General features: G+C 73.9%; 15 protein-coding genes. 12 read left to right on the top strand and 3 right to left on the bottom strand.

Features of this window, described 5'->3' with window-relative positions; all coding sequences use genetic code 11:
• The 8 genes from ABZ914_RS29150 to tsaD all read left to right on the top strand — a co-directional run.
• A partial coding sequence (locus ABZ914_RS29150; protein WP_500197085.1) for an NAD(P)H-hydrate dehydratase occupies window positions 1-1,247 on the top strand: 1,247 nt, incomplete at its 5' end.
• A 228-nt stretch (window positions 1,248-1,475) separates the two neighbouring features.
• Window positions 1,476-2,603 (top strand): alanine racemase, encoded by a 1,128-nt coding sequence (gene alr / locus ABZ914_RS29155; RefSeq protein WP_500197087.1) that lies wholly within the window; start codon window positions 1,476-1,478, stop codon window positions 2,601-2,603.
• 2 nt (window positions 2,604-2,605) lie between these two features.
• Window positions 2,606-3,688 carry an alpha/beta fold hydrolase gene (locus tag ABZ914_RS29160; RefSeq protein WP_500197088.1) on the top strand — a complete coding sequence of 361 codons (1,083 nt, stop codon included), beginning with the start codon at window positions 2,606-2,608 and terminating at the stop codon, window positions 3,686-3,688.
• 22 nt (window positions 3,689-3,710) lie between these two features.
• The gene (gene tsaE, locus ABZ914_RS29165) at window positions 3,711-4,172 is read left to right on the top strand and encodes a tRNA (adenosine(37)-N6)-threonylcarbamoyltransferase complex ATPase subunit type 1 TsaE (RefSeq protein WP_387022250.1); all 462 of its coding nucleotides are present in this window, start codon (window positions 3,711-3,713) and stop codon (window positions 4,170-4,172) included.
• Between the two features lie 134 nt (window positions 4,173-4,306).
• Window positions 4,307-5,800, top strand: coding sequence for a hypothetical protein (locus tag ABZ914_RS29170; protein WP_500197089.1), 1,494 nt, complete (start codon window positions 4,307-4,309; stop codon window positions 5,798-5,800).
• Window positions 5,801-5,904: 104 nt separating this feature from the next.
• On the top strand, window positions 5,905-6,585 hold the full coding sequence (gene tsaB / locus ABZ914_RS29175) for a tRNA (adenosine(37)-N6)-threonylcarbamoyltransferase complex dimerization subunit type 1 TsaB (RefSeq protein ID WP_500197090.1): 681 nt from the start codon (window positions 5,905-5,907) through the stop codon (window positions 6,583-6,585).
• Between the two features lie 5 nt (window positions 6,586-6,590).
• Window positions 6,591-7,082 carry a ribosomal protein S18-alanine N-acetyltransferase gene (gene rimI / locus ABZ914_RS29180; protein ID WP_190862747.1) on the top strand — a complete coding sequence of 164 codons (492 nt, stop codon included), beginning with the start codon at window positions 6,591-6,593 and terminating at the stop codon, window positions 7,080-7,082.
• The gene (tsaD, locus tag ABZ914_RS29185) at window positions 7,082-8,116 is read left to right on the top strand and encodes a tRNA (adenosine(37)-N6)-threonylcarbamoyltransferase complex transferase subunit TsaD (RefSeq protein WP_190862720.1); all 1,035 of its coding nucleotides are present in this window, start codon (window positions 7,082-7,084) and stop codon (window positions 8,114-8,116) included. Before rimI ends, tsaD begins: the two co-directional genes overlap by 1 nt.
• Here the strand turns inward: tsaD and ABZ914_RS29190 are convergent.
• The 3 genes from ABZ914_RS29190 to ABZ914_RS29200 form a co-directional block, all read right to left on the bottom strand.
• On the bottom strand, window positions 8,106-9,065 hold the full coding sequence (locus ABZ914_RS29190) for a phosphotransferase family protein (protein ID WP_433141996.1): 960 nt from the start codon (window positions 9,063-9,065) through the stop codon (window positions 8,106-8,108). The genes tsaD and ABZ914_RS29190 overlap by 11 nt on opposite strands.
• 286 nt (window positions 9,066-9,351) lie before the next feature.
• Window positions 9,352-11,001 (bottom strand): apolipoprotein A1/A4/E domain-containing protein, encoded by a 1,650-nt coding sequence (locus tag ABZ914_RS29195; RefSeq protein WP_500197092.1) that lies wholly within the window; start codon window positions 10,999-11,001, stop codon window positions 9,352-9,354.
• 610 nt (window positions 11,002-11,611) lie between these two features.
• Window positions 11,612-12,907 (bottom strand): class I SAM-dependent methyltransferase, encoded by a 1,296-nt coding sequence (locus ABZ914_RS29200; protein WP_500197094.1) that lies wholly within the window; start codon window positions 12,905-12,907, stop codon window positions 11,612-11,614.
• A gap of 264 nt (window positions 12,908-13,171) precedes the next feature.
• Here ABZ914_RS29200 and groES point away from each other — a divergent pair, with 264 nt between their 5' ends.
• The 4 genes from groES to ABZ914_RS29220 all read left to right on the top strand — a co-directional run.
• Window positions 13,172-13,480 (top strand): co-chaperone GroES, encoded by a 309-nt coding sequence (gene groES / locus ABZ914_RS29205; RefSeq protein WP_089314894.1) that lies wholly within the window; start codon window positions 13,172-13,174, stop codon window positions 13,478-13,480.
• An 87-nt stretch (window positions 13,481-13,567) separates the two neighbouring features.
• Window positions 13,568-15,193: a chaperonin GroEL gene (gene groL / locus ABZ914_RS29210; protein ID WP_387021796.1), complete on the top strand. Its 1,626-nt coding sequence runs from the start codon at window positions 13,568-13,570 to the stop codon at window positions 15,191-15,193.
• Window positions 15,194-15,597: 404 nt separating this feature from the next.
• Window positions 15,598-16,185 (top strand): sigma-70 family RNA polymerase sigma factor, encoded by a 588-nt coding sequence (locus ABZ914_RS29215; RefSeq protein WP_151542703.1) that lies wholly within the window; start codon window positions 15,598-15,600, stop codon window positions 16,183-16,185.
• A partial coding sequence (locus ABZ914_RS29220) for a hypothetical protein (RefSeq protein ID WP_500197096.1) occupies window positions 16,182-16,524 on the top strand: 343 nt, incomplete at its 3' end. The genes ABZ914_RS29215 and ABZ914_RS29220, both read left to right, overlap by 4 nt.

Raw genomic sequence — 16,524 nt, forward strand, 5'->3', positions numbered from 1 at the left:
GGGTGCGCGCCGTCCAGGCCGGCTCCAAGATCCACGAAGCCGGGCTCGCCGCGCTGCGCGCCGCCGGCGGCCGCCTCCTCGACGGCGACCCCGAGCCCGCGATCGCCGGCGCCGACCTCATCGTCGACGGCCTCACCGGCATCGGCGGCACCGGCGCCCTCCGCGACCCGCACGCCCGCCTCGCCGCCCTCGCCTCCGCCGCGCCCGGCCTCGTCGTCGCCTGCGACGTCCCGAGCGGCGTCGACGCCGGCACCGGCTGCGTCGAGGGCGACGCCGTCCACGCCGACATCACCGTCACCTTCGGCACCCACAAGCCCGGCCTGCTCATCGACCCCGGCGCCGCCCACTGCGGCGTCGTCGAACTCGTCGACATCGGCCTCGGCGACGACCTGCCCGACCCCGACGTCGTCGCCGCCCGCCCCGCCGACGTCCGCCCGCCCGAACCCGGCCCCGAGTCCGACAAGTACCGGCGCGGCGTCGTCGGCATCCTCGCCGGCGGCGACGAGTACACCGGCGCCGCCGTCCTCAGCACCGGCGGCGCCGTGCACGGCGGCGCCGGGATGGTCCGCTTCGCCTCCGTCGCGCACCCCGTCGAGCTCGTCCGGCAGCGCTGGCCCGAGGTCGTCACCACCGTGATCGACCCCGGCCCGCACGAGCCGAAGGTCCTCGAACGCGTCGGGCGCGTCCAGGCCTGGGTCGCCGGCCCCGGACTCGGCACCGGCGACGCCGCCGAGTCGCTGCTGGCGGCCGTCCTGGCCACCGACCTGCCCGTCCTCGTCGACGCCGACGGCCTCACCGTCCTCGCCCGCCGCCGCGACCTGCTGCTGCGGCCCGCGCCGACCGTCCTCACCCCGCACGCGGGCGAGCTGTCCCGCCTCCTCGGCGTCCCCCGCGAGGACATCGAGGCCCGCCGGCTGGAGCACGCCCGCCGCGCCGCCGCCGAACTGTCCGCGACGGTCCTGCTCAAGGGCTCCACGACGCTCGTCGCCGAGCAGGACCGCCCCGTCCGCGTGAACCCGACCGGCACCCCGCGGCTGGCCACCGCCGGCACCGGCGACGTCCTGTCCGGCCTGATCGGCGCCCTGCTCGCGGGCGGCATGCCGGCCCTCGACGCGGCCGCCTCCGGCGCCTACCTGCACGGCCTCGCCGCGCGCCTCGCGTCCGCGCCCCACCCGTCCGCCGCCGAGGCCCCGATCAGCGCCTACGACGTCATCACCGCCCTCCCCGACGCCTTCCGCAGTGTTTAAGCAATCCCGGCCCAGCGGGCTCGCCTTCGGCTTCGCCCCGCCGGTCAGATAACGCGCTCGCGTGCGGGGCGGGGGTTTTGATCAAGGGAGGGCTCGGGCGCGGGCTGAACCGGGGGCGGGGAAAGTGCGTCATATCAGGCAAAGGGCGCACGGGGGTGGGCCCTGCGGGGGACGGGGCCTGTCCGCGATGCTTCGGGCACGGCCTGGGGAACGGCACACTGGGTAACCATGAGGGTTCCTGCGGAGGCGCGCGTCGATCTGGACGCCATTGCCGGGAACGTCGGGCTGCTGCGCGAGCGGGCGGGCGGCGCCGACGTGATGGCGATGGTGAAGGCCGAGGCGTACGGGCACGGCCTGGTGGAGGCGGGGCGCGCGGCGCTGGCCGGCGGCGCGACGTGGCTGGGCGTGGCGAAACTGGCGGAGGCGCTGGCGCTGCGGGACGCCGGCGTGGACGTCCGGACGCTGGTGTGCCTGGGCGTGCCCGGCGAGCCGTACGAGCAGGCCGTGGCGCGCGACGTCGACGTCACCGTGGGCGCGATATGGCTGGTGGACGAGCTGGTCCGGGCGGCGGAGCTGGCGGGGCGCCCGGCGCGGGTGCACCTGAAGGCCGACACCGGCATGACGCGGGGCGGGGCGCGCGGGCAGGACTGGCACGACCTGGTGGACGCGGCGCTGAAGGCGGAGGCGGCCGGGCACCTGCGGGTGGTCGGGGCGATGTCGCACTTCGCCTGCGCGGACGAGCCGGGCCACCCGTCGATCGGCACGCAGATCGGGGCGTTCACCGAGATGGTGGAGCACGCCGAGAAGGCGGGCGCGCGGTTCGAGGTCCGGCATCTGGCGAACTCGGCGGCGGCGCTGACGCTGCCGGAGGCGCGGTTCGACCTCGTACGGCCGGGTATCGCGACGTACGGGCTGACGCCGGTGCCGTCCCTCGGTACCTTCGGACTGCGGCCCGCGATGACGCTGGTCGCGGACGCGGCGCTGGTCAAGCGGGTGCCGGCGGGCAGCGGCGTGTCCTACGGGCACACCTACTTCACGGCGCGGGAGACGAACCTGGCGGTGGTGCCCGCCGGGTACGGGGACGGCATCCCGCGGCACGGCTCGAACGTGCTGGAGGTCCTCGCGGCCGGGCGCCGCCGGACGATCGCCGGGCGGGTCTGCATGGACCAGTTCGTCATCGACCTCGGTGACGACGAGCTGGCGCCGGGGGAGGAGATCGTGCTGTTCGGGCCGGGGGACCGGGGCGAGCCGACCGCGCAGGAGTGGGCGGAGGCGCTCGGCACCATCTCGTATGAGATCGTCACCCGCATCGGGTCCCGCGTGCCGAGGGCCTACCGGGGGCGGCAGGGGGCGTGAGCATGGACGTCAGGAACAGGCGGCGGATCGGCGTCGCCGGGGTCGTGGCGGGCGTCGGCGCGGCCGGGATCGGCGCGGCGGTGGGCCTGCGGCACCTCGCGGTGGGCCGGGTGCGGCTGCGTCCCGACCCGGACGCGGACGAGCCGTTCGGCGAGCTGCGCGGCCGGGAGCTGACCGTCCGCGCCTCCGACGGCCTGGAGCTGCACGCCGAGGTGGACGGCCCGGACGACGCCGGGCTCACGGTCGTGTTCTGCCACGGCTACTGCCTGAACCGCGACTCGTGGCACTACCAGCGCCGCGACCTGCGGGGACGGCTGCGGACGGTGTTCTGGGACCAGCGCAGCCACGGCCGGTCGGGGCGCAGCGACCCGGCCCACGCGACGATCGAGCAGACCGGCGAGGACCTGTACGCGGTGCTGCGGGCGGCGGTCCCGGAGGGGCCGGTGATCCTCGTCGGGCACTCGATGGGCGGCATGTCGATCATGGCGCTGGCGGACGCGCACCCGGAGCTGTTCGGGACGCGGGTCGTCGGCGTCGCGCTGGTGAACACCTCCTGCGGGGACCTCGCGGAGATGACGCTGGGGCTGCCGCTGGTGCTGGCGAAGGTCGTCCGCCCGCTGGCGCCGCGGACGCTGCGGGGCCTCGGGCGGCGCGCCGAGCTGGTGGACCGGGCCCGCGGGCTGGGCGCCGACCTGGCGTTCGTCGTCACCCGGAAGATGGCGTTCGCCGACAAGCACGTCAGCCCGACGGTGGTGGACTTCCTGGAGCAGATGATCAGGGCGACGCCGATCGACGTGATCGCGGAGTTCTATCCGGCGCTGATGGTGCACGACAAGGTCGCGGCGCTGGAGCCGCTGGGCCGGGTGCCCGTGCTGGTGCTGGCGGGCGGCCGGGACCGGCTGACCCCGCCGGAGCACGGCCGCCGGATCGCGGCGGCGCTGCCGGACGCGGAGCTGGTAGAGGTGGACGAGGCCGGGCACGTGCTGCCGCTGGAGTACCCGGGCGTGGTCACCGGCGGCCTGCGCCGGCTGGTCGAGCGCGTCCGGCCCGGCTGCGACGAGGACGAGGAGGAGCGCACGGCGTGAAGGGCGTGACGGCGTGAACGGCATGACGGTGACCGTCCCGACCGACCGGGACATGCGCGAGCTGGGGGTCCGGCTCGCCGGGCTGCTGCGGGCCGGGGACCTGCTGGTGATGACGGGGCACCTCGGCGCGGGCAAGACGACGCTGACGCAGGGGATCGGCGAGGGCCTGAAGGTCCGCGGGCCGGTGACCTCGCCGACGTTCGTCATCGCGCGGGTGCACCCGTCGCTGGCGGGCGGGCCGCCGCTGGTGCACGTGGACGCCTACCGGCTGGGCGGTTTCGCCGAGCTCGACGATCTCGATCTGGACGCCTCGCTGGCGGAATCGGTGACGATCGTGGAATGGGGAGAAGGGCTCGCGGAGGGCCTCGCCGACGACCGGCTGGAAGTGATCATTTCCCGCGGGGAGGGGCCGGGCGAGATCCGCGAAGTAAGGATCGAAGGGGTCGGTGATCGCTGGCGCGACCTGCCCGCCGACCTGGTCTGAGAAGGATCGGAGATCTTCCCCGAATTCGGTAAGTGCGCCCGGACCACTTTGCTGTGAGATGTCGTACTCTTTGCCGGAACGAACCTCACCTTCGCGACATATCAGAGATTTCCTCACAGCAGGAGTGGGATCCGGTGAGTGGCAGCCATCGCAGCGGCGACGACCGCACGGGGGACGGCGAGTACGCGCCGTACCCGGGACAGGACGGCCGCCGTGCCTCGGGCACGGGCGGCCACCAGGTGAGCACCGGGGGCTTCGAGAGCGGGCCGTCCGGCGGCTACCCCACGGGCGGTTACTCCACCGGCGGCTACCCGACCGGCCAATACCCGACGGGTGACTCCTCGACCGGCGGCTACCCCACGGGCGGCTACTCGACCGGTGGATACCCCACCCAGGGCGGCGACCGGTCCGGCGACAGCGGCCGCTACTCCACGAGCGGCGGCTACCCCACCGAGAGCGGCGGCTACTCCACGGCAGGTGGCGGCTACTCGACCGAGAGCGGCGGTTATCCCACCGGAGGCGGGGGCTCCGCGGCCGGAAGCGGACGCTACTCGACCGGCGGCGGCGCGTACGTGTCCGAAAGCGGCCGCTACCCGCCGGGCGGCCGCCCCTCCGGCGGCTACCCCTCGGAGAGCGGGAGCTACCCGATCGGCGACTACCGGACGGGCGGCAGCTACGAGACCGGCTCGGGCAGCGGCAACTACCCGGCCGACAGCGGCGGCTACTCGCGGCGGGACCGCTACGAAGCGGACAGCGGCGACTACCGCTCCGCCAGTGGCGGCTACCGCACGGAGGGCGGCGGCTCGCGTTCGGGCAGCGGGGGATACGCGTCCGGCAGCGGCGGCTACGCCTCTGAGAGCGGGGGATACGCATCCGGAAGCGGCGGCCACCGCGCGGGAAGCGGCGGCTACCGGTCCGGCAGCGGCAGCCACCGGGTCGCCCGCGAGCGCCGCGGCGGCCGGCGGGGTGCGATCCTGCTGGCCGCGGGCGGCGCCGTGGCGGCCTGCGCGCTCGCCGTGTTCGTCATCCTGCACGGCGTCGGCGGCGGCTCCGAGCACGGGACCGGCCAGGCCGTCGGCAGCGGCGCCGACAGCTCGCCGACCGCCGGCGGCGAGCGCTCCGAGGTGCCCGACTCCTGCTCCGTCGTCGCCGACGACCTGATCAACCGGCTCGCCCCCGGCTCCGAGCGCAACCCGGCCGACAACTACCAGAACAACGAGCAGCAGAACGGCTGCGTCTGGGGCGCCTACGCGGGCGACAACAAGCGCCAGCTCACCGTCGAGCTGCGCGCGATCGCCGGGACCGCCTCGCAGACCCCGACCGCCGTCGCGCAGGGCACGATCTCCTCCGAGCGCAGCGCCGACGAGTCCGGCAAGTCGCTGCTCGCCGGCCAGGAGCTGACCGAGAAGAGCGACCTCAAGGGCGTCGGCGACGAGGGCTACCTGGTCTACAGCGTCGACAAGGGGCAGGGGTCCGGCGAGGCGATCACCAACGTGCGGCTGGCGAACGTCCTGGTCACGATCCACTACTCCGGCTCCGACGGCGGCGACCCGCTGTCGTCCAAGGACGCCGGCGACGGCGCCACCGAGGCGGCCAAGACCGTCCTTCAGGCGCTCGCCAAGGGCTGAACCGGCCCCGCCCGACCGGCGGTGCACGGGCGCCGGGGGCGTCCGGGCCGTTCCGTCGCAGATGGGGACCGTCCAGGGCGGAGTCTGGACTAGGCTTACAACCCGTGCTGGTCTTGGCTTTCGACACCGCGACCGCCGCGATCACGGTGGCGCTTCATGAGTGGATCCCCGGCGAGGGCGCGCGGCGCCGCGGCCACGCCGAGGCCGTCGACCGGCGCCGGCACACCGAGCTGCTCACCCCGGCCATCAAGGCGGTGCTGGCGGAGGCCGGCGCGGCGCCCGACACCCTCAGCGCGATCGCCGTCGGCGTCGGCCCCGGCCCGTACACGGGCCTGCGGGTCGGGCTGGTCACGGCCCGCGCCATGGGCGCGTCCCTGAGCATCCCGGTGCACGGCGTCTGCACCCTCGACGCCATCGCCTGGGCCGCCGCGCGCGACGAGCCGTTCGCCGTCGCCACGGACGCCCGCCGCAAGGAGGTGTACTGGGCGCGGTACGACTCGTCCCGCGCGCGCGCCACCGAACCCGCCGTCGGCCCCGCGTCCGACGTCCTGGACGGCGCGCCCGAGGGCCTCCCCGTCATCGGCGAGGGCGCCGCCCTGTACCCCGAGGTGCTCGGCGAGTCCGGGCACGAGCCGCTGCTGCCCACCGCGTCCGCCGTCGCGGAGCTCGCCGTCGCGCGGCTCGCCGGCGAGAAGGGCCCCGACCTGCTGCCGCCCGAACCGCTCTACCTGCGCCGTCCCGACGCGCGGGAGCCCGGCCCCCGCAAGAAGGTGACGCCGCGGTGACCGGCATGGCGACCGGCGTCGTGCTCCGCGGGATGACCCCGAAGGACCTGGCGGCCGTCCACCTGCTGGAGCAGGTGCTGTTCCCCGACGACGCCTGGAGCCCGCAGATGCTCGCCGACGAGCTCTCCGGGCAGCCGGACACCCGCCACTACGTCGTCGCCGAGGAGCCCGACGGCGACATCGTCGGCTACGCGGGCCTCGCCGCCGCGGGCGGGCAGGCCGACGTGCAGACGATCGGGGTCCGCGCCGACCGGCGCGGCGCCGGGATCGGCGCGGCGCTGCTCGCCGAGCTGATCGACGAGGCGTCCCGGCGCAACGCCGAGGCGGTGTTCCTGGAGGTCCGCGCCGACAACCCGCCCGCGCGCCGGCTCTACGAGCGGTTCGGGTTCTTCGAGGTCGGCGTCCGCAAGCGCTACTACCAGCCCGCCGACGTGGACGCGGTCGTCATGTGCCGCCGTCTGGAGCGCCGCCCGGTGGGCTTCACCAGGGGGAATTGATGATCCGCGAAGAGCCGCTGGTCCTCGGCATCGAGACCTCGTGCGACGAGACGGGCGTCGGCATCGTCCGCGGGCACACGCTGCTGGCCGACGCGATCGCCTCCAGCGTCGAGCAGCACGCCCGGTTCGGCGGCGTGGTGCCCGAGGTCGCGTCCCGCGCGCACCTGGAGGCGATGGGCCCGACCGTCGAGCGGGCCCTGAACGAGGCGCGCGTGACGTTCGACGACATCGACGCGTTCGCCGTCACCGCCGGCCCGGGCCTGCCCGGCGCCCTGATGGTCGGCGTCGCCGCCGCCAAGGCGTACGCGCTGTCGCTCGGCAAGCCGCTGTACGGCGTCAACCACCTCGCCGCGCACGTCTGCGTCGACCAGCTGGAGCACGGGCCGCTGCCGAAGCCGTGCGTCGCGATGCTGGTGTCCGGCGGGCACTCCTCGCTGCTGCTCGTCCCGGACGTGGCGGGCGACGTCCGCTCGCTCGGCAGCACCGTCGACGACGCGGCGGGCGAGGCGTTCGACAAGGTCGCGCGGGTCCTCGGCCTCGGCTTCCCGGGCGGCCCGGTGATCGACCGGATGGCCCGCGAGGGCGACCCCGCCGCGATCGCGTTCCCGCGCGGCAAGTACAACGACGGCACCTACGACTTCTCGTTCTCCGGCCTGAAGACCGCCGTGGCCCGGTGGGTGGAGGCGAAGGAGCGCGCGGGCGAGGCCGTCCCCGTCCCGGACGTCGCCGCGTCGTTCCAGGAGGCCGTCGTGGACGTCCTCACCCAGAAGGCCCTCAAGGTCTGCAAGGACAACGGCGTGCGCGACCTGCTGATCGGCGGCGGTGTCGCGGCGAACTCCCGGCTGCGCGCCCTCGCCGCCGAGCGCTGCGAGGCCGCGGGCGTCCGGCTGCGCGTCCCGCGCCCGAAGCTCTGCACCGACAACGGCGCGATGGTCGCCGCGCTCGGGTCCGAACTCGTCGCCTCCGGCCTCGCCCCGTCCGACCTGGACCTTCCGGCCGACTCCAGCCTGCCGATCGAGTCCGTCACCCTCTGAGGGCGGCCAGCAGGGCGTCGAGGTAGTCCTCGAAGAGGGGGACCTTGGCCTCGTCGACGATCCGGCCGTCGTCCTCGGGGAGCAGGTCGAGCAGGCAGCGGACGTCCCAGTACGGGTGGTGCGTGTAGCCGCCGGAGACCTGGTCGAACGATCCGAGGAAGCGGTCGGCGACTGGCACCCCGTAGCGGAGCGCCAGGGCGCGGCGCATGCGCGCGACGTCGACGGCGACGGGCCCCGACGAGGCGTCCGACCAGTCGACCACGCCGGTCAGCTTGCCGTAGGACCACAGCGTGTTGTCGGGGTGGTAGTCGCGGTGGACGAACCGGGCGGGCGCCTCGGGGGCCGGCCCGGCGGCGACCTCGAAGGCGCGCTCCCACAGCTGCGGGCGGAGCGCGTGCTTGGGCGGGAGCCGCTGGTCGAGCCGGTTGTAGGGGACGTACGGCGGCATCGTGGCCGCGCCGTTCAGCGCGTGCACGGGCAGCAGGGCGGCGGCCAGCTGGATGAGGTACTCGGGCAGGTCGTCGGGGGACGGGCGCGGCGGGTGGCCGGTCAGCCGGGTGATCAGCAGGGCGGGGACGTCGCAGTGCGCGCCGGACGGGTCGGCGGCGACGAGCTCGGGGGTCGGGATCTCGCAGCCGGCGAGCAGCGCGAGCGCGGCGATCTCGCGTTCGGGGGAGAACTCGGTGTCGCCGTAGGAGCGGCGGCCGGGGCCCGCGTCCAGGCCGGAGTCGCGCCCGGTCCACCGGCGCAGCACGAGCCGGTGCGCGCTGCCGGACGGCGTCTCGACGACGAGCGCGTGGTTGGCGTGCGCGGTGCCGCCGGGCAGCGGCCGCACCATCCGCACCTCGGCGCCCTCGCCGAGACAGCCCTCGACCCAGCGCAGGATGGCGTGGCCGGGCAGGGCGCCGGTCGGCAGGCACTGGGCCGGTGTGGGAGTCACGAGATCCATGAAAACGGATTCCGAAGGGTATTGGGAGTGATTTTGCGAAGACGGAACGTAACAAAATGCACGTCATCGCGGGGTCTTGGTGGAGGCTCTCCGGTCATCGCGCCGGTTACCCGGACGAACTCGATGGATCCGGTGGGGTATCCGAAGCCCTGGCCGAGGGGGCGGCGACGGCGCGGGACACGGCGCAGGGTGGGGCCGCGCCGCGACCCCACCCGACCCGTATCCCGGAGCCCGTACCCCGTCGCTCGTCCTCGCCGGTCCTCGTCGTCGCCCCTCCCCGCCGTCGCTAGTCCTTGCCGTCGCGGCGGGGGCGCAGGAGGGCCTCGGCCAGCGCGAGCATCGTCTCCTCCAGCGTGGACAGCCGCTTCAGCACGTCCTCGTGCACCGCGTTGACCTGCTTCGACACATCGTCGTGGACGCCGTCGACCTTCCTTCCGACCTCGTCCTGCACGTACGAGAACCGCTTGGCGAACTCGGCCTGCACCGCCTCGGCCCGGCGCGTCACCTCGTCCTGCACGCCGTCCACCCGGCGCCCGAACTCCTCCTGCGCGCCGCCGACCTGGCGGGCCATGTCCTCCTGCATCCCGGCGACCTGCTTGGCGACGTTGTCGTTGATGGCCCCGACCTGCCGGCTGACGTCCTCGTGGATGTCGCCGATCCGCTTGCCGAAGTCGTCGTGCACCCCGCTGACCTGCCGCACCACCTCGCTGTGCACGGACTCGACCTGCTTGGTGACGTCGGTGTGCACCGACTCCACCCGGCGGGACACGAGGTCGACCTGCGCGGTGAACTCCTCCAGCGCCACGTCGACGCGCTTGGCGACCTCCTCGTGGATGCCCTCGATCCGCTTGCGGACGTCGTCGTGCACGTCCTCGAACCGGCGGGAGAACTCGTCCATGCGCCGGGCGACGTCGCTGTAGGCCGTCTCGGCGATCTGCGACATCGTGGCCTTGACCTCGTCGCGGTCCGGCCGGGCGCGCAGCTCCTCGATCAGCGGGTCGACCGCGTCGGCCAGGTGCTTCTCCAGCGCGTCGAACCGGTCGCTGTGGTCCATCGGCGGGCGCCGCGCCAGCTCGCCCAGCACCCGGTGCATCTCGGCGATCTCCAGCGTGGCCGGGAGCCGCGCGATGCGCTCGCCCACGCCGTCGATCCGGCCGTCGATGCTCTCGAACCGGCCGTCCAGACCCTCCAGCTTGCCCGACACGCCCTCGAGGCGCCCGTCGACCCCGTCCAGCCGCCCGTCCAGCCCGTCGAGGCGGCCGCCGACGCCCTCGACCCGGCCGTTGACCGCCTCGAGACCCTGCTCCATCCGCTCGGCCATCTCCCCGAGCGACTGGTCGACCCGTGCCGTGACGCCGGTGATCGAGTGCTCCAGCCGCTCGGACCGGTGCCCGAGCTCGGCCAGCGACTTGTCCAGCCGGTTGAAGCGGACGGACGCGGCCTCCATGCTGCCCTGGAGCTTGTCCAGCCGCTTGGTCATCTCCTCCATGCGCTGCGACGCCTGCTGGGTGGCGTCGGTGATGTGCTGCGCGGAGTCGAGGACGGCCTGGATGCGGGTCAGCCCCTCGTCGACGTTCTCGGCGACGACGCCGACGTCGGCCCACAGCGCGGGGAGCTCGGCGACCGGCTTGACCCGCTCGCCGAGGCCGTCGATGTGCTCGGCCAGCCCCTCGGCCCATTCGGGGGGCTTGCCGACCAGCTCGTCGACCTGGCCCCGCACGCTGTCGAGCTGCCCGGTCAGCCCGCTGAGCTCGCGCTCGCGGACCTCGCGGAGCAGCCACTCCATACCCTCCAGCCGCTGGCGGATCTCGTCCAGGACCTGACCCTGTGAGCGCTGTTCATAGACGTGGTCCTGCGCCGCACGGGCGAGCAACTCCCGCATCCGATCCGAGACCGGTTGACCCCCCGTCTGCAGGAAGTTGTGATTCGTTTCCACCCGATGCTCCTTCGTGTGCCGGACGCGTCGAAATGGCGCACGGCAATGAATCGTGAAGTCGCCACTGTAGTGCGTGTGAAGCGCCGCTATAACGGGTAGCAGGGAACGTCGCGGGTTCTGCGGAATGCGCCTGTTATCCCGATGGTGTGAATTGACGTTGACCACCGTCCATAAGGTGATTTCCGCGGTTTGAGGGCTTCGGGGTGATTGTGGCGGTCGGTTCCGTCACCGCGCCGGCGCCCGGACGCCGCCGGAGCGCCTGCGGCGGGGGCTCTGTCCGTACATCTCGTCCAACATCGGCAGTTCCCGAGCCGCCCGTCCGGCCGGGCGCCCCGGCGCGGGGACGTCCGGCCGGGCGCCTCGACGCCCGGCCCGCGGCCATTTCAGGCCGGCATTCGTGGGAGCCCGGAACCCGATCGCTGAACCTGCCTTGGTGTTTTGCCGTCCCTGGATGTGGCCGTGCCGTTTCGCCTGCCGCCGCACCCACCTTGCCAGGCGCCCGGAATCCCTGGTGAACGCAATACAGAAAAGCGCCGATGATTTGCACGGGCATGGTGCGTCCCACGGACGTCCTTGGCGTTGCGGTGCCGTGCGGAGATCTTTGGACCGTTTAGCGGGCGCGGCCCGCCCTGGGCGGGTCGGCGTCCGCCGTCCCGGGCCGCGCGACGGGCCGGGCGAGCAGCGCGACCGGGTCCCGGCCGACCCGCGTCACCACCACCGTGGTCTCGGTGGCGCCGTACCCGGGCCGCCGCCCGCCGAAGCCGAGGTCCCGGCGGAGCCGGTCCACGTCGACCGCCGACCCCCGCTTCTTGACCGTCAGCACGCCGGTCCCGAGGCGCCGCAGCTCGGCCTTGAGGCGCTTCACCGAGAACGGCAGCACGCCGTCGATCTCGTACGCGGACGCGAACGGCGTCGGGCGCAGCTCGTCGGACGTGACGTAGGCGATGTGCGGGTCCGCGAGCCCGCCGCCGACCAGGTCCGCGACCTCGGCGACGAGATGCGCCCGGATGACGGCCCCGTCCGGCTCGTAGAGGTAGCGGCCCCAGGGGCGGACGTCCGGATCGCCGAGCCCGGCCGGGACCAGCGTGGCCGCCTCCCCGCCGGACGGGTCGCCCGAAGGGGCGCCCGAGGGGGAGCCCGAGGGCAGGAGTGTGGCGCGGCGTCCCACGTCCCCGGCGAGGCCGCCCAGCCACAGGGCGGCCTCCTTCACGTCCCCGCCGACCGACACCCACTCCGCCTCCGCGCCGTCCGGCACGGCCTCGTGCGGGATGCCGGGCGCGACCTTGACGCACGCGGCCGGCGCCCGTCCGGCGAGGCCGAGGACGGCGTCGAGCGGCGGCTCGTAGGAGCGCGGGTCGAAGACGCGGCCCCGTGCCGTCCGGCGGCCGGGGTCGGCGAACACGGCCGCGTACCCGTCCGGGTCCTCGTCCAAGGCGTCGCCTACGCGCACGCGCACGAGGCCGTCCAAGCCGAACGCCGTCACGTTGGCGCCGGCCACCTCGGCCGTCAGCGGATCGCGTTCAACGCCGTCGCCCGTCAGACCCACTCGGGAACGCGCCATAAGGTCGGCACCGATGCCGCACCCCAGTTCCAGTACGCGCGCGCCTGCGGGCAGTCCCGAGGCGAAGCGTCGCGCGCGATGCGCCGCCACGCTCGCACGCGTGGACTGCTCCAGGCCCGCCTGGGTGAAGTACATGCGGCCCGCGTCGGAACCGAACTTCGCCTCGGCGCGCCGCCGGAGCCGCACCTGCGTCAGCGCCGCCGCCACGAGGTCCGCCCCGTGCCGCTCGCGCAGCCGCGACGCCGTGCCGAGCAACCCGGCCTCCGAGATGTCTGCTTCGCCCGCCTCTGCCAGAAGTGCCTGGCCGGCGGGGGTGAGCAGCTCCCGGAACGACGCGATGTCCATGCCTGGACCGTACCGAGCGCGGCGCCCGGGTGATCCGCGGGTGAACGCGCCGGAACGCCGCGGGCCGTGCCTCCGTGTCCGTGTTGACGGGCCAACGGGCACGGCATAGTCTCACTGACTGGCACTCTCAATGCGAGAGTGCCAACACAGCGACAAGGTCGGTCTGGCACCCGCGACGACAGGCCGGTCCAGGGTCGCCTCTCTGTCACATGTGCCGGCGGCCTGCCATGGCCGCCGAGGACCAATCGAAGGGGAGGTCAGATCGTGACGACCGCCACCAAGGTTGTTCTCAAGCCGCTCGAGGACCGCATCGTCGTCCAGCCGCTTGAGGCCGAGACCACCACCGCCTCCGGCCTGGTGATCCCGGACACCGCCAAGGAGAAGCCGCAGGAGGGCACCGTCCTGGCCGTCGGCCCGGGCCGCGTCGACGACAAGGGCGAGCGCGTCCCGGTCGACGTCAAGGTCGGCGAGGTCGTGCTCTACAGCAAGTACGGCGGCACCGAGGTCAAGTACAACGGCGAGGACTACCTCGTCCTCTCGGCCCGCGACGTGCTCGCGGTCATCGAGAAGTAATCACCGAGACGTGATGCGCCCGCCCCGGCCCGCGCCGCCCACCGGCGGGGCGGCCGGGGCGGATCGCGTGACATAGGAGTTAACCCCATGGCGAAGATCCTGGAGTTCGAGGAGGACGCTCGCCGGGCTCTTGAGCGCGGCGTCAACGCTCTCGCGGACGCCGTCAAGGTGACGATCGGCCCGCGCGGCCGCAACGTCGTCATCGACAAGAAGTTCGGCGCGCCGACCATCACCAACGACGGCGTCACCATCGCCCGCGAGGTGGAGCTGGAGGACCCCTACGAGAACCTCGGGGCCCAGCTCGCCAAGGAAGTGGCGACCAAGACCAACGACATCGCGGGCGACGGCACCACCACGGCGACCGTCCTCGCCCAGGCCCTCGTCCGCGAGGGCATCCGCAACGTGGCCGCCGGCGCCTCGCCGCTCGGCCTCAAGCGCGGTATCGACGCGGCCGCCCAGCACGTGTCCGACCAGCTCCTGAAGTCGGCCCGCGAGGTCGACGAGAAGGGCGAGATCGCGCACGTCGCCACCATCTCCGCCCAGGACGCGCAGATCGGCGAGCTGATCGCCGAGGCGTTCGACAAGGTCGGCAAGGACGGCGTCATCACCGTCGAGGAGGCCCACACCATGGGCCTCGAGCTGGAGTTCACCGAGGGCCTCCAGTTCGACAAGGGCTACCTGTCGCCGCACATGGTCACCGACCCCGAGCGCATGGAGGCCGTCCTGGAGGACGCCTACGTGCTCATCGTGGACGGCAAGATCTCCAACGTGCAGGAGTTCCTGCCGCTGGCGGAGAAGGTCGCCCAGACCAAGAAGCCGCTGCTGGTCGTGGCCGAGGACGTCGAGGGCGAGGCCCTGGCGCTGCTCGTCGCCAACAAGATCCGCGGCACCTTCACCTCCGTCGCCGTCAAGGCGCCGGGCTTCGGCGACCGCCGCAAGGCGATGCTGGGCGACATGGCCACCCTCACCGGCGGCCAGGTCGTCAGCGAGGCCATCGGCCTCAAGCTCGACTCGATCGGGCTCGAGGACCTCGGCCGCGCCCGCCGCATCACCGTCACCAAGGACGCCACCACCATCGTCGACGGTGAGGGCTCCGCGGACGAGATCACCGCGCGGGTCAACCAGATCAAGGTCGAGATCGAGAACTCCGACTCCGACTGGGACCGCGAGAAGCTGCAGGAGCGCCTGGCCAAGCTGGCCGGCGGGGTCTGCGTGCTGCGCGTCGGCGCCGCCACCGAGGTGGAGCTGAAGGAGAAGAAGCACCGCCTGGAGGACGCCATCTCGGCGACCCGCGCGGCGATCGAGGAGGGCATCGTGTCCGGCGGCGGCAGCGCGCTGGTGCACGTGGCCAAGGAGGGCTTCGACGCCCTCGGCCTGTCCGGCGACGAGGCCACCGGCGCGGACGCGGTGCGCCGCGCGCTGGTCGAGCCGCTGCGCTGGATCTCCGAGAACGCCGGCCAGGAGGGCTACGTCGTCGTCTCCAAGGTGCAGGAGCTGCAGCCGGGCCACGGCTACAACGCCGCCACCGGCGAGTACGGCGACCTGATCGCCCAGGGCGTCATCGACCCGGTCAAGGTGACCCGTTCGGCCGTCACCAACGCCGCGTCGATCGCGGGCATGCTGCTCACCACCGAGGCGCTCGTCGTGGACAAGCCCGAGGAGGAGGAGCCGGCGGCCGGCGGCCACGGGCACGGCCACGGCCACGGTCACTGATCGTCCGTTCTCGGCGGGCGTGCGGCTCGCCCGCCGCGGAGATCACCGAGGCCCCCGTCCGTCACCGGGCGGGGGCCTTCGCCGTTCCTCCGCCGCCGTTCCTCCCCCGCCGTTCCTTCCCTCCCGCCGCCGTTCTGTCCGCGCGGTGAGGAACACATCTCTCTCCGCATGGGGGAGGGCCGCGCCGCCACTCTGGGCACTGGAGTGACAGCAATGCGTGGTATTTCCGGGCTCGTCCCCGCACTGTGACCATTCCGTTGCCGACGACAGTGGCGACACGCCCGGCGGTGCTGGGCATCATGCTTGACGTGACCGAGGGAAGCTACGCCGGGACCATGACCGCGCGCGCTGTCGAACCCTCGGGGGGACCGGCCCCTCCGCCGCGCCACGACACCGGCCGCCGCATGCGCGTGCTCCGCGCGGCGAACGAGGGCGACGGCGACCTCCGGGAACTCGCCAACCTCGCCGTGCAGGGCGATCCGGGCGCCATCGAGGTGCTCATCGGCGAGGTCCGCCCGATGATCGTGCGCTACTGCCGCGCGCGTCTCGGCCGGGTCTCCGGGCAGTACCACATCGCCGACGACGTGGCCCAGGAGGTCTGCATCGCGGTGCTGTCGGCGCTGCCCCGCTACCGCGACATGGGGCGCCCGTTCGCGTCCTTCGTCTTCGGCATCGCCTCGCACAAGATCGCCGACGCGCTGCGCAGCGCGGTCCGCGCGGCCGTGCCCACCGAGGACCTGCCCGACGGCCCGGACGACCGTCCGGGACCCGAGGAGACGGTGGTCCGCTACATCGAGGCGCAGCGCGCCCGCGACCTGCTCACGCGGCTCCCCGACCACCAGCGCGAGCTGGTGCTGCTGCGCGTGGTGGCGGGCCTGTCGGCGGAGGAGACCGGTAATGTGCTGGGCATGTCCGCGGGGGCGGTACGGGTCGCGCAGCACCGGGCCCTGGCCCGGCTCCGCGCGATGGCCAGAGAGGAGTCGATCGCTTGACGGAGCGGAGCCCTGGCGCCCCGGATCCGGTCGGGCCTTCGAACTCCGGCGGGACCCGCGAGCCGGGGAGCCGGCCGCCGGCCCCGGCGGTCACCCTGCTCGCCGATCTCGGCGCGGTGCGCCGTACCGACGCGCTCATCGACGCGCTGGCGGCGCGGCGCGCTGCCGGCTCCACTGGCCGTCCCGCGGCTGACCGCGCCGCCGGCGAGAAACGCGCCGCCGGCGAATGCGCCCGCGCCGCCGACGGCGACGAGGGCTCGGCCGACCCCGCCGTCCGGCTGCTGCGCGCGCTGATCGCGGACGTCGACGACCAGGACCCCGGACGCGACGCCTCCGGCC

Source organism: Spirillospora sp. NPDC046719, from assembly GCF_040645715.1.
Lineage (GTDB): Bacteria > Actinomycetota > Actinomycetes > Streptosporangiales > Streptosporangiaceae > Spirillospora.